Source organism: bacterium, assembly GCA_035308905.1.
Taxonomy (GTDB): domain Bacteria; phylum Sysuimicrobiota; class Sysuimicrobiia; order Sysuimicrobiales; family Segetimicrobiaceae; genus DASSJF01.
On record DATGFS010000042.1, the window covers coordinates 94,139 to 115,454 of the forward strand.

The 21,316-nt window shown below is 70.9% G+C and carries 22 protein-coding genes; 10 read left to right on the forward strand and 12 right to left on the reverse strand.

Translation table 11 applies throughout. The features are described from left to right. The first annotated feature begins 7 nt into the window (after positions 1-7). From VKT83_13190 to VKT83_13235, 10 genes are all read left to right on the forward strand, one after another. A complete protein-coding gene (locus VKT83_13190; protein ID HLY23413.1) occupies positions 8-952 on the forward strand; it encodes an ABC transporter permease in 945 nt (314 codons plus the stop codon). Continuing rightward, entirely contained in the window at positions 949-1,830 is an 882-nt protein-coding gene (locus tag VKT83_13195) for an ABC transporter permease (GenBank protein HLY23414.1), read from the forward strand. The genes VKT83_13190 and VKT83_13195 overlap by 4 nt, the downstream gene beginning before the upstream one ends. Before the next feature lie 77 nt (positions 1,831-1,907). After that, positions 1,908-2,783, forward strand: a complete 876-nt coding sequence (locus tag VKT83_13200) for a carbon-nitrogen hydrolase family protein (protein HLY23415.1) — start codon at positions 1,908-1,910, stop codon at positions 2,781-2,783. A 47-nt stretch (positions 2,784-2,830) separates the two neighbouring features. Beyond that, entirely contained in the window at positions 2,831-3,640 is an 810-nt protein-coding gene (locus tag VKT83_13205; GenBank protein HLY23416.1) for a sugar phosphate isomerase/epimerase, read from the forward strand. A gap of 96 nt (positions 3,641-3,736) precedes the next feature. Beyond that, positions 3,737-3,979 (forward strand): hypothetical protein, encoded by a 243-nt coding sequence (locus tag VKT83_13210; GenBank protein ID HLY23417.1) that lies wholly within the window; start codon positions 3,737-3,739, stop codon positions 3,977-3,979. A gap of 158 nt (positions 3,980-4,137) precedes the next feature. Beyond that, positions 4,138-5,286, forward strand: coding sequence for an extracellular solute-binding protein (locus VKT83_13215; protein ID HLY23418.1), 1,149 nt, complete (start codon positions 4,138-4,140; stop codon positions 5,284-5,286). 13 nt (positions 5,287-5,299) lie between these two features. Then, positions 5,300-6,193: an ABC transporter permease subunit gene (locus VKT83_13220; protein ID HLY23419.1), complete on the forward strand. Its 894-nt coding sequence runs from the start codon at positions 5,300-5,302 to the stop codon at positions 6,191-6,193. After that, positions 6,190-7,017, forward strand: coding sequence for an ABC transporter permease subunit (locus tag VKT83_13225; protein ID HLY23420.1), 828 nt, complete (start codon positions 6,190-6,192; stop codon positions 7,015-7,017). Before VKT83_13220 ends, VKT83_13225 begins: the two co-directional genes overlap by 4 nt. A 38-nt stretch (positions 7,018-7,055) precedes the next feature. Further along, positions 7,056-8,165: an ABC transporter ATP-binding protein gene (locus tag VKT83_13230; GenBank protein ID HLY23421.1), complete on the forward strand. Its 1,110-nt coding sequence runs from the start codon at positions 7,056-7,058 to the stop codon at positions 8,163-8,165. Next, the gene (locus tag VKT83_13235) at positions 8,162-9,463 is read left to right on the forward strand and encodes a hypothetical protein (GenBank protein ID HLY23422.1); all 1,302 of its coding nucleotides are present in this window, start codon (positions 8,162-8,164) and stop codon (positions 9,461-9,463) included. The genes VKT83_13230 and VKT83_13235 overlap by 4 nt, the downstream gene beginning before the upstream one ends. A gap of 19 nt (positions 9,464-9,482) precedes the next feature. On the opposite strand, the gene VKT83_13240 is transcribed toward VKT83_13235, so the two are convergent. From VKT83_13240 to VKT83_13295, 12 genes are read right to left on the reverse strand one after another with little or no spacing between them, the layout of a single operon-like run. Further along, the gene (locus tag VKT83_13240; GenBank protein HLY23423.1) at positions 9,483-10,310 is read right to left on the reverse strand and encodes a sugar phosphate isomerase/epimerase family protein; all 828 of its coding nucleotides are present in this window, start codon (positions 10,308-10,310) and stop codon (positions 9,483-9,485) included. After that, entirely contained in the window at positions 10,307-11,005 is a 699-nt protein-coding gene (locus VKT83_13245) for a hypothetical protein (protein ID HLY23424.1), read from the reverse strand. The genes VKT83_13240 and VKT83_13245 overlap by 4 nt, the downstream gene beginning before the upstream one ends. Beyond that, the gene (locus tag VKT83_13250) at positions 11,002-11,766 is read right to left on the reverse strand and encodes an inositol monophosphatase family protein (GenBank protein HLY23425.1); all 765 of its coding nucleotides are present in this window, start codon (positions 11,764-11,766) and stop codon (positions 11,002-11,004) included. Before VKT83_13250 ends, VKT83_13245 begins: the two co-directional genes overlap by 4 nt. After that, positions 11,763-12,530 carry a glycerophosphodiester phosphodiesterase family protein gene (locus VKT83_13255; protein ID HLY23426.1) on the reverse strand — a complete coding sequence of 256 codons (768 nt, stop codon included), beginning with the start codon at positions 12,528-12,530 and terminating at the stop codon, positions 11,763-11,765. Before VKT83_13255 ends, VKT83_13250 begins: the two co-directional genes overlap by 4 nt. Before the next feature lie 9 nt (positions 12,531-12,539). Beyond that, positions 12,540-13,385: an ABC transporter permease gene (locus tag VKT83_13260; protein ID HLY23427.1), complete on the reverse strand. Its 846-nt coding sequence runs from the start codon at positions 13,383-13,385 to the stop codon at positions 12,540-12,542. Continuing rightward, positions 13,382-14,284 (reverse strand): ABC transporter permease subunit, encoded by a 903-nt coding sequence (locus VKT83_13265; protein ID HLY23428.1) that lies wholly within the window; start codon positions 14,282-14,284, stop codon positions 13,382-13,384. Before VKT83_13265 ends, VKT83_13260 begins: the two co-directional genes overlap by 4 nt. Positions 14,285-14,287: 3 nt before the next feature. Next, positions 14,288-15,337 (reverse strand): ABC transporter ATP-binding protein, encoded by a 1,050-nt coding sequence (locus VKT83_13270; protein ID HLY23429.1) that lies wholly within the window; start codon positions 15,335-15,337, stop codon positions 14,288-14,290. A 1-nt stretch (position 15,338) separates the two neighbouring features. Next, positions 15,339-16,580 (reverse strand): extracellular solute-binding protein, encoded by a 1,242-nt coding sequence (locus tag VKT83_13275; protein ID HLY23430.1) that lies wholly within the window; start codon positions 16,578-16,580, stop codon positions 15,339-15,341. Positions 16,581-16,613: 33 nt separating this feature from the next. Next, complete coding sequence (locus VKT83_13280) at positions 16,614-17,597, reverse strand: Gfo/Idh/MocA family oxidoreductase (GenBank protein ID HLY23431.1); 984 nt, start codon at positions 17,595-17,597, stop codon at positions 16,614-16,616. Positions 17,598-17,622: 25 nt separating this feature from the next. Then, positions 17,623-18,786, reverse strand: coding sequence for a Gfo/Idh/MocA family oxidoreductase (locus tag VKT83_13285; GenBank protein ID HLY23432.1), 1,164 nt, complete (start codon positions 18,784-18,786; stop codon positions 17,623-17,625). 1 nt (position 18,787) lies between these two features. Further along, entirely contained in the window at positions 18,788-20,065 is a 1,278-nt protein-coding gene (locus VKT83_13290; GenBank protein ID HLY23433.1) for a DegT/DnrJ/EryC1/StrS family aminotransferase, read from the reverse strand. Then, positions 20,062-21,141 (reverse strand): LacI family DNA-binding transcriptional regulator, encoded by a 1,080-nt coding sequence (locus VKT83_13295; GenBank protein HLY23434.1) that lies wholly within the window; start codon positions 21,139-21,141, stop codon positions 20,062-20,064. The genes VKT83_13290 and VKT83_13295 overlap by 4 nt, the downstream gene beginning before the upstream one ends. Positions 21,142-21,316: the final 175 nt, after the last annotated feature.

Genomic DNA, 21,316 nt, shown 5'->3' on the forward strand with positions numbered 1-21,316 from the left:
ATTCCTCGTGGCGCGGTACATCGTCCAGCGCCTGCTCGCCATCATCCCGATGGCCGTGCTGCTCACCGCCGCGGTCTTCGCGCTGGTCCACGTCTTTTTGGGCGATCCCGTGGTATTGATGCTCGGCCGGGAAGCGGATCCGGAGACGGCGCAGCGGCTGCGCCATGAGCTTGGGCTGGACCGGCCCCTCTACGTCCAGTACGCGGACTGGCTCTCGCACGCCGCGCGGGGGGATCTCGGCCGGTCCCTGCGGGACCGGGTGCCGGTGGCGCGCGCGGTCGAGGAACGCCTGCTCGTGACGGGGGAACTGACGCTCCTGGCGATGGCCGTCGCGCTCGCCGCGGCGCTCGCCCTCGGCACCGCCGCGGCCGTCCGCGCCGGAAGCGCCGTGGATTTCGCCGTCTCCGGCTTTTGCATCGCCGGTGTGACGCTCCCCAACTTTCTGGTGGGGATCGTGCTGATCTTTCTCTTCGCGCTGACCCTGCGCTGGCTGCCGAGCGGCGGATACGCGCCGCCGCTTACACAGCCGCTCGAAAACCTGCGGCTCATGATCCTGCCGACCGCCACCCTGAGCCTCGCCTACATCGGATTTCTGAGTCTCGTCTTGAAATCGAGCCTCAAGGACGCCCTGCGCGCGCCGTACGTGCAGACGGGCCGCGCCAAGGGCATCACCGAGCGGCGGGTGCTCGTGCGCCACGTGCTGCGCAACTCGCTCATCCCGGTGCTGAGCGTGCTGGGCGTCGAGGTCGGGCGGCTGTTCGGCGGCGCCGTCATCACAGAGACAATCTTCGCCCTGCCGGGCGTCGGGCGGCTCCTCGTCGACTCGATTCTGGGGCGCGACTTTCCCGTGATCCAGGCGGTGGTCGCGCTGCTCACTTTCGGCGTGCTGATCGTCAACCTGTGCGTGGACCTTGCCTACGGGTGGCTCGATCCACGCGTGACGTACCAGTGAGTTCGAACGCGGCGGTCGTTGGCCGGCCCGCGGCGGGCCGGCCGCGACGGACGACGTCGCGGTGGCGCCGGGTGCTCCGCAACCGTCCCCTGGTCGTGGGCGGGTGCCTTGCCGGCATCGCGGTCGCGATGGCTCTGCTGGCGCCGCTGCTCGCGCCCTACGATCCGCTGACCTACCATCCGGATCACACGCTCGAGGGCCCGAGCCGCGCCTTTCTCCTCGGCACGGACAACCTGGGGCGGGACACGCTGAGCCAGGATATCTACGGCGCGCGCATCTCGCTTGCCGTCGGCTCCGCCGCCGTGCTGCTGGGCATCGTCGTGGGCGTGCCGTGGGGGCTCGTCAGCGGCTTTCTCGGCGGGCGGTTCGACTACGTGATGATGCGGCTCGCGGACGTCGCCCTTGTCTTCCCGTCGCTCGTACTGGCGCTCGTGATCCGCGCGTTCCTGGGTTCGAGCCTGCTCAACGTCATCGTCGCGCTCGGCGTCACGATCACGCCGGGCCTCGCGCGTGTGACGCGCGGCGAGGTGCTGAGCATCCGGTCGCGCGACTTCGTCGTCGCCGCGGTCGCAACCGGGGCCAGCACCACACGGATTCTGGCGCGGCACATCGTGCCGAACATCCTCGATCTCATCGTGGTGCTCGGCACGGCCGGCATGGGCGGCGCGATCCTGACCGAGGCCAGCCTCTCGTTCCTCGGCTTCGGCACCCCGCCGCCCGCGCCGAGCTGGGGGCGCATGCTGCGCGAGGGGTACGCGTACCTCCTGATCACGCCGTGGATCTCGCTCAGCGCCGGGGTCGCGATCTTCATCGCGGTGCTCGGATTCTATCTCGCCGGCGAGGGCGCCCGGCGGCTGCTGCATCGCGAGCGCACCTGAGGGGAAGCGGCCGGAGGTCCCGCGCCGGACAGAGCGAAGCGAGACGGCAAGGACGGCACTTAAACCGGAGGTCCGGCATGCGCGTTGCGCTGTGTCAGCTCGTCTCATCCCCAACGAAATCCGAGAACCTCAACGCCGCGGTCGACGCGATCCGTGAGGCCAAGCGCCGTGGCGCGGACGTCGCCCTGCTGCCCGAGGTCTACATGGCGTTCCTTCATCCCGAGGATCCCACCACGGCCGCCGCCGTCGCCGAGCCGGTGGACGGGCCGTTTGTCTCGGGGCTCGCCGCGGAGGCGCGGGCGCAGCACCTCTACGTCGGCTGCGGCCTCTGGGAGCAGGTACCGGGCGAGCGGGAGCGGGCGTTCAACACGACGGTGCTCCTCGGTCCCGACGGCCGCCTCGTGCTGGCCTACCGGAAGACGCATCTCTACGACGCCTTCGGCTATCGCGAGTCGGACCGGATCGTGGCGGGTTCCGAACCGCCGGGCGTGGTGCGCACGCCGCTCGGGACCTTCGGCCTGCTGGTGTGCTACGAGCTGCGTTTTCCGGAGCTCACCCGGCGCCTCGCGCTGGCCGGCGCCGACGTGCTGCTGCTTCCGGCCGCGTGGATCGCCGGCCCTCTGAAAGAAGCGCACTGGACGACACTCATTCAGGCGCGGGCGATTGAAAACACGATCTTCGTCGCCGCGGCCAATCAGACGGGCAACATGAGCACCGGCCGCAGCATGCTGGTCGATCCGATGGGCGTCGCCGTTGTCGACGGCGGGGAAGAGGCCGGCGTGCTCGCCGGCGACATCGACCTCGCGCGCATCGCGAGAGTCCGGGAGAAGCTGCCACTTTTGTCCCACCGCCGGGAGGCGCTGTATGCGCTGCCGGTCGACGCTGTGCCTGCGGCGCGATCCAACGATGCGGCGGCAGGGACAGCGAAGCCGGCCGTGGGGGCCCGCCGGTAGTCCGACTCGGCCTCGCGATTCGCGCCGCCGAGCTGCGGGACGAGGAACTGGCGCTCGCCCGCCGGCTCGGCTATGATGCCGTCGAGATCAGCATGGACGGCACCGGCCTCATCTTCGGCGGCCGGCTCCATCCCGAGCGCCTCCGCGAGGCGCTGCGCGCGTTCGCCGGGCACCCGTTCAGCTATTCGGTGCACAGTCCGAGCAGCCTCGATCTGCGCGACCGGCGCAACCGCGAGGCGCAGCTGGACCTCGCGCGCGCCGCGCTGCGGTTCAGCCGGGAGGTCGGCGCCCGCGTGCTGGTGATCCACTTCGAGCAGCAGAGCCGCGATCGGGAGGACGAGGCTGCGTTCACCGACGCGATTCTGCGTCTTTCCGACGAGGCCGGCGACGTGCTGCTCGGCGTCGAGAACATCGAAGTCGAGCGGGTCGACCCCGTGGTGGAGCGCGTCCGCGAGATCGGCCGGCCGAACGTGATCATGACCTTCGACGTGGGGCACGCGGCGCTCGCCGCCGCCCAGTTCGGCTTCGATCTGATGGACGCGATCCGGGCGGCGCGCCCCGTGGTCGGGCACCTGCACGTGAACGACAACTTCGGACGCTACGATCCGCTCCGCCTCGAGAACTTTACGCTCTACCGCACGCAGACGCCGGCCGACACGTTTCCGCTCGGGAAGGGTGATCTGCATCTGCCGGTCGGCTGGGGCGCCCTCCCGCTCGACCGCGCGTTCGAGGCCCTGCGGGGCTACCGCGGTACGGTGATTCACGAATACCGGCACCGCCTTTTTCCGGCCACCGTGGAGGCCGACTTCGCCCGGCTGCGCGCTCTCGTGGACACGATCGACGAGCGCGCCCGTTAAGAATCGCACGCCGGCGGATTGAGAAAAAGGGTGGCGGCGACGCGGCCCGAATTGGCCGGATGCACAGCGGGCCACATGCGAACAAGGGGGTGGAGGGTGGCCAAGTTTCTCATCGTGAGCTCGGTTGGTTCCCAGGATCCCACGCGGGCAAGCCTTCCGTTCCATATCGCCGTGAACGGCGCGGTTCCCGCCGGGCACGAGTGCGGGATTGCGTTCACCGGTGATGCGACCGACCTCCTGAAGCGAGACGTCGCCGGAGCCGTCCGCGGCGTCGGCGTGCCGGCGCTGGCCGATCTTCTCGCAGGATGCGCCCAAAAGGGCGTTCGGTTCTACGTGTGAAAAGGGTGTGCCGAGGCCCGTGGGGTCTCGCAGCAGCACCTCGAAGGATATCCAGCGCAGTTCATCACGCCGCCGGACCTTGCGCGGTTGACGGTCGAGGCGGATCGGGTGCTGACGTTCTGAACGGAAGGCGAAATCCTGAAGGGGGGTGGAACTTCGTGAGACGGCATAGCAAGATGCGCGTGCTGGTTCCCGGGCTGCTGGCTCTGGCGGTAGCCGTCGTGCTCGTCCCGGTGTCGGCGCCACGCGGCGCAGGCGCCGCCGCGCCGGTGACCCTCAACGTCTACATCAACGGCGACACGAATATCTTCGATCTCTGGAGCAAGTCGTTGCTCCCGGCGTTCAGCAAGCGCTACCCACAGTACCGTACCAACATGGTCGGTTTGATGCACGGTAATGGTTGGGAAGGCGTGCTTGAAAAGCTCATCGCCGCCAAACGCGTGGGGCGGACGACCGATGTGGACCTCTGGGAGACCGATCCGTCGATCGTCCAGCAAGGCCTAGCTGACGGCCTCTGGGTCAAGCTGACTGACAAGCTAGTTTCGAACCTCACCAAGGTACCGGCCGCCAAGCTCGCGGCGACGGACGGGTTCGGCGCGCCGTATCGTGGATCATCGGTTGTGATCGGCTACAACAGCCAGTTCGTGAAAAACCCCCCGAAGACGTTCGACGAACTCGTCGCGTGGATCAAGGCGAATCCCGGCAAGTTCACATACTGCGACCCGAACACCGGCGGGTCGGGGCAGGCGTTCGTCGCCGCGGCAATCTATCATTACGCGAGCGCGGAGAAGTACGCGGGCAAGGCCTACGATGCCAAGGAAGAGGCCGCATGGGAGCCGGCGTGGAAGTTGCTCCGCGACCTGCAGCCGGCGATGTACAACAACGGGTTCCATCCGAACGGCAACGTCGCCGTGCTGCAGCTCCTCGGCCAGCAGAACATCTACATAGCCCCGGTGTGGTCGGATATGGGCCTGGACTTCTACAAGCGCGACCTCGTGCCCAAGACCGTGAAGTACGAGCAGATCTCCCCGCCGCTGTTCGGCGGGGACTCGACCGTCACGCTGCCGTCGCTCTCCGCGCACCTCGAGGGCGCGCTCACGCTCCTCAACTGGCTGCTGACCCCCGAGGCGCAGCAGCTCGTGATCTCGCAGGTGTCCGGTTATCCTGGTGTGGACTGGAAGTACATGCCGGCGGTGGTCCGCAAGCAGTTCGCGGACGTCGCGAAACCGTACTCGCCGTTGCCCAACGCCAAGTATCTCGCGGATCTGAAGCTGCTCTGGCACGATCGGGTGGCGGCCGGACAGTAGACGGGCCCCGCGCATGACGGTCGGCGCCGGGGGTCGCCGCGAAGCCGCGCCGATGCAACTTCGCGGGGATAGAGTGCGGCAGGGAGTACTGGGACTCGCCCTGGTGCTCCCACCGCTGCTTGTGCTCGCGTGCCTCGTCGCGCTGCCGGCCGTCACCGCCGTGATCGAGACGTTGACGCCGGCCGGGGGCGGCGGTCCGACCCTCGCGAACTACGCTCGCGTCCTCGCCGCCCGCACGCTGCGCGTTGACATCGTGTTCACGGTCGGCATCACCCTCGTCTCCGTCGCGGTCGTCTTCGCGCTCAGCTACCCGCTGGCGCTGTACCTGCGATTTTCCCGCGGCCGCGCGGCGCGAGTTTTCGGCGTGCTGTTCGTCGTGCCGCTGTTCGTGCCGGTCGTCATCGCCTCGTTCGCGATGATCACGTTTCTCGTCAATCACGGCCTGGTCTCGACGCTCCTATACCGGGCCGGGGTGCGCGCGTTTCCCCGCCTCGTCTACAACGGGACTGGCATCATGCTGACCCAGGTGTGGGTCAACATCCCGTTCGCCGTGCTGATCCTCGGCGCGGGACTCCAGGCCATCGACGACGCGCTGATCGACGGCGCGCGCGACGTGGGCGCCGGTCCGCTGCGCACCTTCTTGTCGATCATCCTGCCGCTCAATGCCGTGCCGACGATGATCGCGCTCACCCTGTTGTTCATCGGCGTCTTCGGCTCGTTTACGATTCCGTACCTCGTCGGCGGCAACGCGCCGGCGATGCTCGGCGTGACGATGACGAACTACCTCACCCAGTACCTGCGGCGCACCGAAGCCGTCACCATCGCGGTGCTGGCGTTTCTAATCGCGTCGGTTGTGGGGGCGGTGTACGTGGCGAGCGTCAGCCGCCGCGAGCGGGGCGCCGCGTGACCGGCGTCCTCTGGCCCTGGGCCGCGGCCGTGTTCCGCCGGGCGGTCGGGGCGGCCGCGCTGCTGGCGCTGGCGTCGTTCATCCTCGGCCCGCTGCTGACGCTCCTGGTCTGGGCGTTCGCCGGGACGTGGCTGTTTCCGAATCTGTTGCCGGAGTTCTCGCTGCGGTGGTGGACGTTCGTGCTCGGGAACGCCGACGTCGGCAAGGCGATCCGGATGAGCCTGCTGAGCGCGCCGACGGCGACACTCATCTCGGCGGTCATCTGCATCCCCGCCGCGTACGCGTTCGCGCGGCTCGAGTTTCCGGCGAAGCGGGCGCTGCTGCTCTCGTTCCTGAGCGCGAACGCCTTTCCGAAGATCGGGCTCTACGTCAGCATCGCCACGCTTCTGTACCGGCTCGACCTTATGGACACATTTACGGGCGTCGTGCTGATCCAGCTCGTCAACACGCTCTTGTTCATGATCTGGATTCCGACCGGCACGTTTCGCGGCATCAACCGCAATCTGGAAGAGGCGGCGCGCGACGCGGGCGCCGGACCGCTGCGCACCTTCTTCCAGATCACGCTGCCGATCGCGCTCCCCGGCATCATCGTGGCGGGCCTGTTTGCCTTCATCGCCGCGTTCGACGAGGCGCAGGGGACGCTCATCGTGGGGACGCCCAACCACATGACGATGCCGGTGCTGATGTACAACCTGGTGTTGAGCTACCCGCAGCCGGTTGGCGCGGTGTTTTCGATTCTGCTGTCGCTGCCGTCGCTCGTGCTGCTCCTCTTCGCGCAGCGCTATCTCCGCGCCGGCTACCTCGCGGCCGGGTACAGCCTGTGAGTCTCGTACCGGCCGGCGCGTCGGGCCGGGAGCGCCTGATGGCACGCCTCGACCTCGTCGGGCTCAGCAAGCGCTTCGGCCCGCACACGGCGGTCCGCGACCTCACGCTCGAGGTCCGGGAGGGCGAGCTGATGTGCCTGCTCGGCCCGTCGGGGTGCGGCAAGACGACGACGCTGCGCATGATCGGCGGATTCGAGACCCCGGACGCCGGCGACATCCGGATCGACGGCCGCAGCGTCGTGGCACTGCCGCCGGAGCGCCGGCCCACGGCGATGGTCTTTCAACGCTACAACCTGTGGCCGCACATGACGGTCGAGGGCAACATCGCGTTCGGGCTGCGCCTCCGGCGCCTGCCGCACGCGCAGGTCGACGCCAAGGTGCGCGACGTCCTCGCTCTCGTCGGCCTGCCCGACGTCGGCCGGAAATATCCCCATCAGCTCTCGGGCGGCCAGCAGCAGCGGGTCGCGGTTGCCCGCGCGCTCGTCCTCGAGCCGCAGCTGCTCCTCCTCGACGAGCCGTTCAGCAACCTCGACGCGCGTCTCCGCGTCCACATGCGGGAGGAGGTCAAGCAGCTCCAGCGCGAGATCGGCATCACGACCGTCTTCGTCACGCACGATCAGGAAGAGGCACTGACGATCGCGGACCGGATCACGGTCATGCACGACGGCGTGGCGGAGCAGGTCGATACGCCGTCCAGCCTGTACGCCAACCCGCGCACGCTCTTCGTCGCCGACTTCATCGGCACGATGAACGTGATGCCCGCGCGGGTGCGCCGCGCCGAGCGCGTCGTCGCCGCCGGGCCGTGGCACCTGCCGCTGCCGGATCCGGCGTGGCCGGACGGAGCCGAGGTGAGCCTGGCCGTCCGGCCGGAGGATCTCATCATCGATCCCGCGGGTGCGGCGGCTCACGTGCGCCGCGTGATGAATCTCGGACACTACCTGCAGGTGCTCGCGGACGTCCCGGGCGTCGGGGCGGTGCGGCTGTTCACCGACAAGGAGGCGCCGCCGGGAGAAGGCCAGCAGATCGGCGTGCGCATCGCGCGGGCGCTCCTGTTCAAAGACGGCCGGCCGGTGGAGGTGGGGCAGCCCGCCGTGGAAGCTGAGCCGGCTCCGGCCGCGCCGCAGGGGACGGGCCTCGACGGGCGGTGAAGGCGACGCCGGTCGCGCGCCTCGAGCGCGGAGGGATCCTCACTTACGAATTCACGCTGCCTTCGCCGGGCGAGGCATGGGCATCGCTCACCCTCGCGGCGCCTGGGACGTCGTGGGCGCGCGGCGAAACGGCGGTGGCGTCTCTCGAGATCGACGGCGGCGATACCCAGCAATTGGTCCTGGCCGGCGCGGACGAGCCGGTGGAATACGCGCGGCTCCTCGGGCGGCTCTCCGCCGGGCCGCACCAGGTCGCCGTGCGGTTCGACGCGGCGCTCTCCGCGGCGGGGGCCGCCGTGCTCGAGTGCCACGCGCTGCGCACCCACGCCGTCGCCGATGACGAGGGCGGCGCATTCGTGTGGCGGCACGCGCCGGTGCTGCACTACCGGGCCCTCGACGGTCCGCTGGACGGTCTCTCGACCGACACGCCGCTGCTGCTCTTCTACCGGCCCGTCCAGACGCCGGAGGGTCGGGGCGTCGAGTACCACGTCATCAACAGCCATGAGGACGCCGGCACCGATCTCACCGGCCTGCTGGCCGTCTGGGGCCATACCACGGACATCGAATGGGTATTTCGCATCGTGCGGGACGCCTGCGGCCGTATCGTGCGGGAGGAGTTTCAGGGTCCGGAACACGTGACGCGGCCCTTTCGCGGCCCGCGGGCGCTGGGCGGGCATCCGGTGCTGCAGGCGTCGACCCGCAACGGCATGGTGACGGACCGGATCACCTGTCCGTACCGCGTCGCGCTGGCGCCGGCGATCGCACAGCCGCACGGCGAGCCGCGCGAGGGCGTCCAGTACCGCTTCCCGTGGATTCAGCGCGTGAGCAGCCTCGAAGTGGTGCGCCAGGAACATCTGGACGGCACATCGCACGCGGCGGCGGACGCGCCGGCCGATCCCCGCGCGTACGCGTATCTGCAGTTCAAACGCGATTCGGACGCCGTGGCGGTGCCGCTTGAGGCGCTCGTCAGGATTCGCGGCGCCTGGCACGGATCGGCGTGGGGCCGCGCGGATCTCGCCATGCGCGGAGACGACGCGGAGAGCACCGCCGTCAAGCTGCCGCCGGGCGCCGGCGACGGGGACGTCGAGGCGATCGCGATCCGCGCGATCGAGCCGCGGTCGCAGGGCGTGACGGTGCGCTTCGTGCGGGCGTACTGTCTCGACGACGAGTATCGTCCTCGGACGCCGTTCGCCGTGCCGGCCGACGGGCGGCCGGCAACCATGAAATCGACGCCCGAGAGCCCGGCCGCCCGCGCGCTAACGGCCGCCGCGCCGGAGGCGACGATGTGGACGCGGCCGTGACGAGCGCGCGCGGCGCCGCCTACCGCGGGGCCCGCAGCCGCGCGAGCGACTCGCGCAGGTAGCCGTCCACGATGCCGGCCGACCGCGCGTCTTTGATCGGCCGGAAGGGGTCCGGACCGGGGGCGGTCATTTCCAGGACCAGCGCGCCTTCATAGCGTACCTCGCGCAACGCGGCGAGGCAGGCGTCGAGGTCGAGGTGCCCTCGTCCCAGGGCCTCGCGATTAGTGTCCGCGATGTGGACGTGCCATACCTTCGACCCCGCGGCGCGGATCGCGCCGGGGATCGTGCGCTCCTCGATGTTGGCGTGGAACAGATCGAGCGTCAGCCCGACCCACGGTGAGCCGACGGCGTCGAGATAGGCGAGGGCCGCCTCGACCGACGTGACGAGATAGGTCTCGTATCGATTGATCGGCTCGACCGCGAGCCGCACCCGCAAGCGCTCCGCTTCGTGCGCGGCCGCCCGCATCGCCTCCACCGACCAGTGCCACTCGTCGTCGCGGTCGGCGAGCGGCGCGAGGCGCGTTTCCCCGGACGGGAGCATCTGCACGAGCGGCGCCCCGATCTCGGCGGCAAAGCGGAGGCACCGGCCAACGTACGCGACCGCGTCCGCGCGTACCGCGGCGTCGGGGTGGGCGAGGTCTCGGCGGGTCTCGGGCGATTTGCAGGAAGCCGTCAGCGCCACGGGCGCCAGCCGGTGGCGCGCGAGGACCGTCCGCACCTCCGCGGGCTCGAACTGGTCCGGCTCGCCCGGCAGTTCGACCGCGTCGCAGCCGGCCGCGGCGATGCGCGCGAGCGTCTCCGCGAGCGGTGCCTCCCCGTAGATCCAGGTGCACGCGCCGAGGATCATGCGCGGCGCCCCGGCGCCGGGGCGGTCTTCGGGCCGATGACGACGACGGCGAGCGCGGCGATGTTCATGTCGTTGCGGGATGGACGCAGCCGCTGAATCTCCACGGCGTGGGTGTCCGCGAGCGCCGCCACGCCGACGGTGGGACGGCCGTCGGGCCGCGCGACGGGCCGGCCGTGGTTCGTGCCGTAGAGCAGCAGCTCCAGGCCGAGGGGTTCGTGGGCGCCGGCAAACAGGTCGTCCGCGCCGGCGTATTCGGCGGTCCGGCCGCAGTACGGGCATTCGTCCACGTACGGGTGGAGGGGATGCTCGTCCTCGACTTCGTAGTGCACGCTCCCGGCCAGCCGGAAATACGGGCCCGCCCGCTCCTGCCGCTGCTGCCGGAGCGCGACGTAGTAGTAACGGATGTGCAGATCGTGCGCGTGGTTGCGGGCGGGGTCGGCGGCGTCCCGCCACGGCTGCAGTCCGCGGAGCCGCGCCTGCGCGTCCGAGGCCTCGGGCGGCTTGTAGCGTCCGAAGTCGTTCACGATCCCGGCGCGATCGCGCAGCCATCCGGTCACGAACGCCACGGCGTCGCCGTGCGCCCCGACGACGGCGTCGTGCACGTAGAACCACACGTTCGGATAACTCGGCGGCTCGAAGACCGAGCGCGGCGGAAGGTCGAAAGCCGTCTTTGGGTGGCTGGGGCCGCCGGTCACGGCGACTCGCGAAGCGCCGCAATCAGCGCAGCGTGGAGGCGGCCGTTCGACGCCACGATCGCGCGGCCGTCCAGGTGAAGCCGGCCGCCGTCGAGACCGGACACGGCGCCGCCGGCCTCCTCGACGAGAATGCTGCCGGCGGCCATGTCCCAGGCCGGGAGCCCGTCCTCCCAAAAGGCGTCCGCGCGTCCCGCCGCCACCTGGGCCATGTCGACGAGCGCGGCGTTGGGGCTGCGCATCTCCGCCACCTGCTCGGCGACGCGCACGAACCGCTGCGTCCGGATCCGGTTCGCGCACAGCCCCCGATCGATCGACGTAAAGACGCAGCTCTCGCCGAGCGGCGCCGTCTCGGAGACGCGAATCGGCCGGCCGTTGAGGGTGGCGCCGCCGCTCCGCGCCGCCGCGAAGAGCTCGTCCGTCATCGGCGCGTAGACGACGCCGAGCTCGACGTCGTCGTCCGTCGCGAGGGCGACGGCCACGCCGAACCAGGGCAGATGCCGGATGAAGTTGCCCGTGCCGTCGAGGGGATCAACGATCCACCGGCGTCCCCGCGCCGCACCGCCCGCTTCCTCCGACAGCACCGGGATGCCGGTCGGCCGGAGATGCGAGAGAATCGCGGCTTCGCTGGCGAGATCCGCCTCGGAGACGGGTCCGGCGCCCGCCGCCTTCATCACGATCCGCCCGGGACTGCCGAAACGCCCGCGCAGGATGGTCCCGCCGGCCCGCGCCGCGGCGACCGCGACGTCGAGAAGCGCGGTCACGGCACGCCGCCCACGGCCGCCCGGATCGCGGCGACGGCCATCGCGGGATCGTCGCTCTCGAGCACGTCGAGCCCCCAGGCGAGCAGGCGCGCCGCGTCCTCGGGGCGTTCGAGGGTTGTCAGCGCCGCCACCTCCGCGGTGTGGAGCGCGGCGACGTCCTCCGGAAGGGCGAACTGGGGCTCGAGCGACACCAGCGCCGCCCCCGTCGCGCGCGCGGCGCCCACAGGGTCCGCGAGGCGCGCGTTGTAGATCATCTCGATCGCCCAGCCGGGGCGCCGCCGCTTGATGTCACGGAGCACGACGTGGTCGAAGCCCGCCGGGACGACATGGTCGGCCGAGGCGGTCTCGTCGATCAGCTCCACGGTCCGCTCGACGAGCGGGACGTCCCGGAACGGGTAGTTCTTGAGCTCCACGAGCAGCACGAGCTTCCCGCGGGCCCAGGCGACGACCTCGCGCAGCGTCGGCACGCGCTCGCCGCGGAACGCGTCCGCGAACCAGGCGCCCGCGTCGAGGCCGCGGATCTCCTCGAGCGTCATCTCCTCGACGGAGCCGCGGCCGGTGGTCGTCCGGTTTACCGTACGGTCGTGCATCAGGACGACGTGCCCGTCGCGCGTGAGCCGCACGTCGATCTCCGCGAGCGTCGCCCCGTCCCGCCACGCCGCGTCGAGCGCGGCCAGCGTGTTTTCCGGCGCCTTCGACGAGGCGCCGCGATGCGCCGACACGTGCGGCGCGCCCCGCCGGCTGCGCAGAAACTCAGGCGGCACGGACGTCCCTCACATCTTCCCGAGGCCGGCGGCGAGGTACTCCTGCTTGAGCGCCCGCTCGGCGACGAAGAGAAACACGATCGTCGGCGCGAGCAGCACGATCGTGACGACCGCGGCGTAGGTGAAGATCTGCGACCGCCCGCCCAGATAGGCGAACAGGAGCACCGGCAGCGTGCGCACGTCCGGGCTGCCGACGATGAAGGTCAGCACGAACTCCTCCATGCTGCCGATGAACGTGAACACGCCGCCGGCAAAGAGCCCCGGCACGACGAGGGGGATCAGCACGCGCCACGCCGTGCTGAGCGGTCCGGCGCCGAGATTGCGCGCGGCGTCGATGAGGTCCTGGGGGACGGCCTCGAACGTCGCCGTCACGATGCGGATCATGAACGGCAGCACCACGACGGTCTGGACGAGGATGACCCCGAGCATCGTGTGCTCCAGGCCGATCCGGATGAAGACCGAGCCGAGCCCGGTCGCGATCACGATGCCCGGCATGATGATCGGCGCCAGCACGAGGAACTCGATCGCCCGGCGGAAGGGGACCGGCCGGCGGCCGAGCGCGTAGCCGGTCGGCAGCGCGAGGGCCGCACACAGCGCGGTGACGATGGGCGCGATCGTGAAGCTGGCGATCGCGGCGTCGCCCATCTCCGGCACGGAGAACATCGCCCGCCAGTTCGCGAGCGACAGGCTCGGCGGCACGAGGTTCGGCGGGAACCATCCCGCCCGGGGATTCACCAGCGACCAAAGAACGCCCACGGCCAGCGGCACGATCAAGCCGACCAGGGCCAGGCTGAAGAACAGCCCCGCGAGGAGCCACGGGAATGCGCGGGACGGAAAGGCGCCGGTCCGCGTCACCGCACGCCCGCCCCGCGTCCCTGCACGAGCCGGTAGTACAGGAACAGCACGAGGCCCGAGGCCAGCGTCAACACCGCGCCGAGCGCGGAGGCGAGCGCCCAGTTCGCATGGTCCATCATCTCGATCTGCATGATCACCGGCAGTGCGGTCGGGTAGGCCGATTCGAGCAGCGAGGGCACGGCGAAGGCCCCGAACACCTGAATGAAGACCAGCAGCGTGGCGGCGGAGATCCCGGACAGCGACAGCGGCACGGTGACGTGCCGGAACACCGCCCACGGCGACGCGCCCAGGTTGCGGGCGGCGTCCAGGATGTCGAGCGGGATCGACGCCATCACGGCGGAGATGATGACCATCATGAACGGCACGTTGTGCCAGACGAGGACCAGGATGACGCCCCAGCCCCAGCGGTCGTAGACGAGGCGCGGCCAGGCCCACCCCCAGTGAAACACCAGCCGGGCGAGGATGCCGCCGGGGCCGATCAGGCTCAGGATCAGGAAGGCCGCGACGAGGCTCGGCACGACGAGCGGGATCTTGTACAGCACGCTGATAAGCAGGCGTCCGGGGAACCGGATCTGCATCAGCGCGCTGAACAGGAGGGCGGTCGCGAGGCTGATCAGGGTGGACGCGACGCCGAGCCAGAGGCTGAAGAAGAACCCGTCGCGGTACTGCGGCTCGGCCCAGAACTGACCGTAGTACTCCCAGGTGAAGCGCGAGGCCTGGCCGACCGCGGCGAGCCCCACGCTCCGGAGGAACACCTGCGCGAGCGGGATGACGAGAAACAGCGCGAGGAAGCCGACGCCGGGCGCGAGCAGCAGCAGGGTGATCCAGTTGTCGCGCCGCCGCCGCGCCGCGAGGCGCGAGCCGTCGAGGGCGAGCGAGGCCGGGAGCACCTCGGCCACCCCTCAGCGCTCCCGGATGACGGCGGGCGCCTCCGGCAGCACCAGGCTCACCGTGTCGCCGATCCGGTGCGCCGGCTCGCCGGGCTGCTGCACGCGGAGCCGCACGTCCTTCACGCTGATGACGTAGTCGGTGATGGATCCGAGGTAGGCAGCCTGCTGGACCGCGCCGGTGAGACAGTTCACGCCGCCCGTGCCGATGCGGATGTCCTCCGGGCGGAAGGACAGCGTCACCGCGTCGCCGCTGGCCAGCCGGTCGGCGCACGCCATCTGGAGCGGCCCCATCGGAGTCTCGGCGACGTACCGGCCGCCCTCCGCGCCGGCGACCGTGGCCTCGATCAGGTTGGCGATGCCGAGGAACTCCGCGGTCACCCGGGCCCGCGGCCGCCGGTACACGTCCTGCGGCGCGCCGACCTCGACGACCCGGCCCCGGTCCATCACGACGATCCGGTCGGAGAGGACGAGCGCCTCGGCCTGGTCGTGGGTCACGTAGACGGTGGTGATCCGGAGCCGCTGCTGCAGGGTCCGCAGCTCGAGCCGCAGGCGCTCCCGCAGCTTCGCGTCGAGGTTGCTGAGCGGCTCGTCGAAGAGGAGGACCTTGGGGCGCGTCACGACCGCGCGGGCGACCGCGACGCGCTGCTGCTGGCCGCCCGACAGCGCCCGCGGGTACCGGTCCCCGAGCCCGCCCAGCTCCACCATCGCCAGGGCGTCGGCGACGCGCGTCCGCCGCTCCTCCGCGGGCACGCGCCGCATCCGCAGGCCGAAGCCGACGTTCTCGGCGACGGTCATGTGCGGGAACAGCGCGTACGATTGAAACACCATCGCGGTCTCGCGCCGGTGCGCCGGCAGATGGTGCACGGGCCGGCCGTCGATGAGGACCTCGCCGGCGTCGGGGTCGAGCAGGCCGGCGATGATGCGCAGCGTCGTCGTCTTCCCGCACCCCGAGGGACCCAGGATGGTGAGAAACTCTCCATCCCGGGCCTCGAGATACACGTCCCGCACGGCGGCCGTGGGCCCGTAGGCCTTGGTTACGCCGCGCAGTTCGACCTGTGCCACCCTACTGGAGAATCTGCCGGACGAAGATCGCGACCGCCGCGTTCGAGACCACGCCGTTGATCCGCGTCCGCGTCCGTTCGTGGTACATCGCGTCGGGCAGGAGGAACGGCGCCATATTGGCCGGGATGTGCCCGCGGGTCTTGAGGGTGAGCCGCGCCGTCCGGCTGCCGGTCTGCTCCAGCTTGTCGATCTGCACTTTGTCCCCCATCAGAAAGTCCGCCAGCAGCAGCGACGCCTCGAGCTTCTGCGTCCCCGCGACGACAATCATCGCGTCCCCGTCGCCCACTTCCCCGCTGGCCAGCATGTGGGGGTGCACGGACGGCGGCACGAGCCCCTTCGATGCCAGCGTGTAGAGGTCGTCCTCCCACACGGTCGCGACGTAGGCGGTGTTGTTCGCCAGGGCCTGGACGGACGCTTCGTTGCCGTTCGTGAACGTGACGTACGGCTTCAGCTTCTTGAAGTAGTCGATGACGGGCGGCATACAGTTCGCGGCGATCGCCTGCGCCTGCGCGTCGCTGATCCCGTACGAATACAGATCCTTCCTGCACTGGGGCGCGAACGCGAGCAGCGCGCTCTCGAGGAAGCCGGACCCGCTGCCGCCGTGGTTGGGCGGCGTGAGCGCGACTTTGCCGGAGTGGCTGCGCGCGAAGTCGTACAGCGCGGCGAACGTGTCCGGCGGCTTCGAGACGAACTGGCTGTTGTACGCGACGACCGTCTGGTTCCGGTGGAACGGCAGGGCCGTGCCGCCGTGCAGGTAGCCGCGCGACTCGCGGGCGACCGACGGATCGACGTCGCGGGCGTTGGGCAGGAGGTCGACCAGCGCGATGTTGGCGACCAGTCCCGCGCCGGTCATCAGCCGGACGTTGTTGTTGGGCAGGAAGAACACGTCCGCCGACGGCGGCTTGCCGGCCTGGTGCTCGGCGATCAATTGCTGCGTCGCCGCGTCGCCGTCCACGCAGACGTGCTTCACCCCGACCCCGCTGGACCGGCCCCAGTCCGCGACTTCTTTGGCCAGCAATTCGCACAGCGTGTCCGCGAAGTCGTAGAAGACGATGTTCTGGCCCCGCGCGGCGGGTCCGAGCATCCTGTCGAAATTGTCGCGCGTCAGCGCGCGCAGGTCTATGCGGCTCTGCACGTTGAAGGCGCCGCCGCTCACCGGGTTGATCGCCCACGCCGCAGGATACACCGAGACCAGCAGGCCGATCACAAGCAAGGCCACCACGATCCCGCCGAACCGTCTCATCGTCTCCCTCCTCCGTCCGTTGCTCCTCACAGCTTACGCGCCGGGCACCGGCTCCCGCCGCCCGTCCGCGCGCAGGCTCCGGTACGCGGCGTCGATGACCGCGATGCTGTGGAACGCGTCGTCTACGGTGACCGGCGGCCGGCCCTCGCCCAGACATGCGTCGACGAAGGCCCGGTCCTCGGCGACGTAGCCGAGGGCGGTGACCTCGTCAGGCGAGGGGAAGACCTGCCACGCCGCGCCGGGCGTCTCGCGCGTCGAGTGGCGCGCCCGGTCCATATCCGCGGACTCGAGGAGCGCGTGGTCGCCGTAGAGCTCGACCCGCTCCGTCGGCTTGGCCCACGACGCGTGCCCGCAGGTGGTGAGGGCGACCGGCCGCCCGCCGTCGCACTCCAGCAGCAGCGCGATGTCGTCGTGGTCCGGGTAGCAGCTTTGGCGGCCGAGCGCCGACACCGCGTGCACCGGGCCGACAAGCCACGCCACGAGATCGATCATGTGGACCGCGCAGTCGTAGAGAAACCCGCCCGTCAGCGACGCGTCGACGTACCACGCCGGGGTCAGCATGTCGCCGTCGGTGATCTTGGCGTTCGCCGAGAAGGGGGCGAACCTGCCCGCGACCTGTTCCTTGAGATAGCGGTAGGCCGGCGCGAACCGCCGGTTGAAGCCCATCTGATACAGCCGTCCGGTGCGGCGCACGGCGGCGGCCACGCGCCGCGCCTCGTCCAGCGCCGTCGCCATCGGCTTCTCGGAGAACACGTGCAGTCCGTGATCCAGCGCGTCGATGACGACCGCGCCGTGGAAGGCGTTCGGCAGCGTGACGTACACGGCGTCCGCGCCCGCCTCGGCGAGGTCTCCGACCGTCCGGCACGCCCGCGCGCCGAACGGCTCCGCGGCCCCGCGGGCGGCCGCTTCGACGTTGTCCGCGACCCCGACGATCGACACGCGCGCGTCGCGGGACAGCGCCTCGAGGTGCCGCCGGCCCATGGCGCCGGCGCCGACCAGTCCGACCCTTACCGGCACGCCGCTCCCCCCTGATGCACCCCGCCTACCGTGTCCCTTCCGATCCGGCCTGGAACGGCGCGGGCAGCGGCGGCACGGCGATCCGCCGCCCGGTCTCCGCCGCCGAGAGCAGGGCGTCGCAGACTAGCGCGCAGGCCAGGCCGTCCGCGAACGTGGCCCCGGCCGCGGGTCCGCCGGCGCCCGTCACTCGGCGGACGAGCTCCTCGAGTTGGTGGACGAAGCCGCTTTCCCAGCCGAGCGTGTGCCCCGGCGGCCACCACCGGCCGCCGTACGGATGGGTGCGCTCGGTCACCAGGACGTCGGCGAGGCCGCGCGCGTCCCCGTCCCCGTGATACACCCGCAGCTCGTTCAGGCGCTCGAGGTCCCAGACCACGGTGCCGCGGTCGCCGTTGAGCTCGAAGGTGAACAGGTTCTTGCGGCCCGGACACATGCCGCTCGCTTCGAGCGTGCCGACGGCGCCGCTTTGAAACTCGAGGGTCCCGACGACGGCGTCCTCGACGGTGACGGGCGCCCGGCCCGCGCCGCGCGGCCGCTCGGCGACGAACGTCCGCGTGGCCGCCGTGACCGCGGTAATCGGCCCCGCGAGCGCGAGCGCCAGGTCGAGCGGATGCGCCGCCAGGTCGCCGATGACGCCGCTGCCCGCCAGTTCGCGGTCGTGGCGCCATCCCCACGGGGCGCGCGGATCGAGCAGCGAGTCGTCGCTGTAGCGGCAGCGGAAGTGGTAGAGGCGGCCCAGCTCGCCGGACTCGACCATGCGGCGGGCGAGCAGCACCGCGGGCATGAACCGGTAATTGAAGCCGGTCATCGCGACGCGCCCGCTGTCGCGTGCGGCGCGCGCCATCTCCGCCGCTTCCCGAGCCGTCCGGCCCAGCGGCTTTTCGCACAGCACGGCTTTGCCGGCGCGCAGCGCGGCGACGCTCGGGGCCGCGTGCAGGTCGTTCGGCGCCGCGTTGATCAGCACGTCGACGCCCGGATCGTCGACGAGCGCCTGCCACGCCGTCGCGGCCCGCTCGGCGCCGTAGCGCCGGGCCGTCTCTTCGACCGCGTCGCGCGTCCGGCCGCACAGCGCGACGAGGCGCAGCGGCGCCGGCGCGTCCGGAAAGAGCTCGCCGTGGCGCCGTACCGCGGCGAGGTGGGCCTTGGCGACCCCCGTGTAGCCGAGGATCGCGACGCCGAGCGGCCGCGCCATCCTAGCTCAGGGCGTGCGAGACTTTGCGGATCGCCCGCACGATGTCGGCCTCGTCGCGCTCGGTCATGAGCGGGTGCAGGTCGATGTGGATCGCGCGCCGGAGGAGATCGTCGCTCCGCGGGAACATGCCCTTTTCGAGCCGCGCGCGGCCGCGGTAGTGGGGGCACTCCCACGAACAGTGCCGCTCCGAGAACATGCGGCGTTCGATGATCTGGTCGAAGTGATAGTAGACGTGCTGGCCGCTGTCCCAGGCCACGGTGTTGCGGATGCCCTCGGCGTTGAGGGCGGCGCTGAAGGCGCGGGTGTGCTCACCGGTCGGCAGGAAGAACATCAGCGTGGCGCCGGTGTCGCCGTCCGGGTCCGGCAGCGGCCGCGGCGTGAGGCCGGGCACGCCGGTCAGCCCGTCGAGGATCGTCCGCTTGTGCGCCCGCATGCGCTCGATGATGCCCTCCATCCGCCCGAGCTGCACGAGGCCGATCGCGCCGGTGATCTCGCTCATCCGGAAGTTGAGGCCGATCATCAGCGGGTTGGCGCCGGGCAGCGTTTCGTCGAGCTCCTGCATGCGCGCCGACCCCTGGTCGTGGAAGCGCACCGCGCGGTCGTAGAGCGCGGCGTTCTGGGTCACCACCACGCCGCCCTCGCCCGTGGTGATCACCTTGTGGTACTGCATGCTGAAGGCGCCGAGATCGCCAAACGTGCCGAGCCGCCTGCCCCGATACCGCCCGCCGACCGCCTGCGCCGTGTCCTCGACGATGCGGAGCCGGTGCCGCCGGGCGGTCTCGAGGATCGGCGCCATGTCGGCGCCGGCCCCGCGCATGTGCACCGGGAGAATCGCCTTGGTCGCGGGCGTGACCGCGGCTTCGAGCGCGCGCGGGTCCATGTTCAGGCTCTCGTCGATGTCGACGAACACGGGCACCGCGCCGAGGATCACAACGGCGTTGATCGTGGCGATCCACGTGTAGGTCGGGACGATGACCTCGTCGCCCGGCCCCACACCGAGGGCCGCGAGCGCCGTGATGAGCGCGGCCGTGCCCGACGTCACCCCGACCGCGTGGCGCGCGTCCATCGCGCGCGCGAACGCGTGCTCGAACTCCACGACCTTCCCGAGCGGCTTCGGACCGTAGTGGCGGAAGAGGCTCTGGCTGTCGAGCACCTCCATCACCGCGGCCTTTTCCTCCGCGCCGATCAGCAGGCCTCCGGGATAGCCGGGCAGGAGCGGTTCGGTGCGAACCGGGGTTCCGCCGTCGACTGCCAGCCGCTCGCCGGTGGTTCTGCTCATGGTCTGCCTCCCGTGGTGCCTCGAATGATGAGCTCGTTTGCGACCGTGGTGATGGGCCGCGCCGCCCGGTCTCCCGCGACGAGGCCGAGGAGGATCCTGGCCGCCGTCGCCCCCATCACGTCCTTGCGTATTCGGACGGTCGTCAACGGCGGGTCGGTCGTCGCCGCGAGCTCGATGTCGTCCATGCCCACGACCGAAAGGTCGTGCGGAATCCGGAGTCCCGCCGCGCCCGCGGCGCGCATGACGCCGAGCGCCTGCTTGTCGGTGACCGCGAAGATCGCGGACGGACGGTCGGCCAGCGCCAGCAGCTCTCCGGAGCGGCGGAAGGCGGCGTCCGCGTCGACGGGGGTCACGGCCTCGAGGGCCGGATCGCGCTCGAGCCCGGCGTCCCGCAGCGCCGCGGCGTAGCCGCTCTGCGTCTCCCGGCCGAACGGATAATCGACCGCGGCGCCGACGAAGCCGATGCGCGTGTGGCCGAGGTCCACGAGGTGCCGGGTGGCCGCGTAGGCGCCGCCGGCGTTGTCGTTGACCACCGCGGGCGCGCCGACCCCCGGCACGAAGTTGTCGAGGATCACGACGGGGACGCCGGCCCCGAGGGCCACGCGCACCCAGCGGGCCTCAACGACGCCGGCGACGAGGATGCCGTCCACTTCGCGCGCCTGCGCCATCTCGACGAAGGGCGGGGCGGCGGAGGATGGGCGCAGCGGGGGCGCGATCAGCATCCGCACCCCGACCTCCTCGAACACGCTGCCCACCCCGGCGAGGACGGCGCGGTAGAAGAGATCCGAGAAGATGCCGGTCATGTTGAGCCCCGGCACGATCGCGACGGAGTTGGAGCGGCCCAGCTTGAGCCGGCGGGCCGCGGCGTTCGGCGTATACCGCAGCCGGCGCGCGGCCTCGCGCACGCGCTGGCGGGTCACGGTGCTGATCCGAGCGCGGCCGTTGAGGGCCTGGGAGGCGGTCGGCAGCGAGACGCCGGCCAGGCGGGCCACGTCGCGCAGGCTGCTCGCCGAACCGGACCGCCCGAGGACCCGGGGCCGTCGGGCCGGAGAAGCCTTGCTCTTGCGCGTCGCCACGCGGGCCACGGCTACACCGGCACCGTTACACGAAGACGCCGCACGCCCCCATTGTGCGGACCCCGGGCCCGTTTGTCAAACCGATTTGACAGGAGTTTGCCGGAATCGGCCCGAATCGTCTGCCCCACATCGTTCGCACGATCAGACATTCGCCCCCCGCCGTCCGGCAGCGCCT

Coding starts and splice junctions, on each gene's coding strand:
- VKT83_13285 (HLY23432.1), bottom strand. CDS start 18,786: ATGGCGCGGCCGCTCGGCGTCGCGATCCTCGGCTACACGGGGGTCGCC.
- VKT83_13275 (HLY23430.1), bottom strand. CDS start 16,580: ATGAGACGGTTCGGCGGGATCGTGGTGGCCTTGCTTGTGATCGGCCTG.
- VKT83_13220 (HLY23419.1), top strand. CDS start 5,300: ATGACGGTCGGCGCCGGGGGTCGCCGCGAAGCCGCGCCGATGCAACTT.
- VKT83_13200 (HLY23415.1), top strand. CDS start 1,908: ATGCGCGTTGCGCTGTGTCAGCTCGTCTCATCCCCAACGAAATCCGAG.
- VKT83_13240 (HLY23423.1), bottom strand. CDS start 10,310: ATGATCCTCGGCGCGTGCACCTGGATCTACGGGGAGGCACCGCTCGCG.
- VKT83_13230 (HLY23421.1), top strand. CDS start 7,056: ATGGCACGCCTCGACCTCGTCGGGCTCAGCAAGCGCTTCGGCCCGCAC.
- VKT83_13290 (HLY23433.1), bottom strand. CDS start 20,065: ATGAGCAGAACCACCGGCGAGCGGCTGGCAGTCGACGGCGGAACCCCG.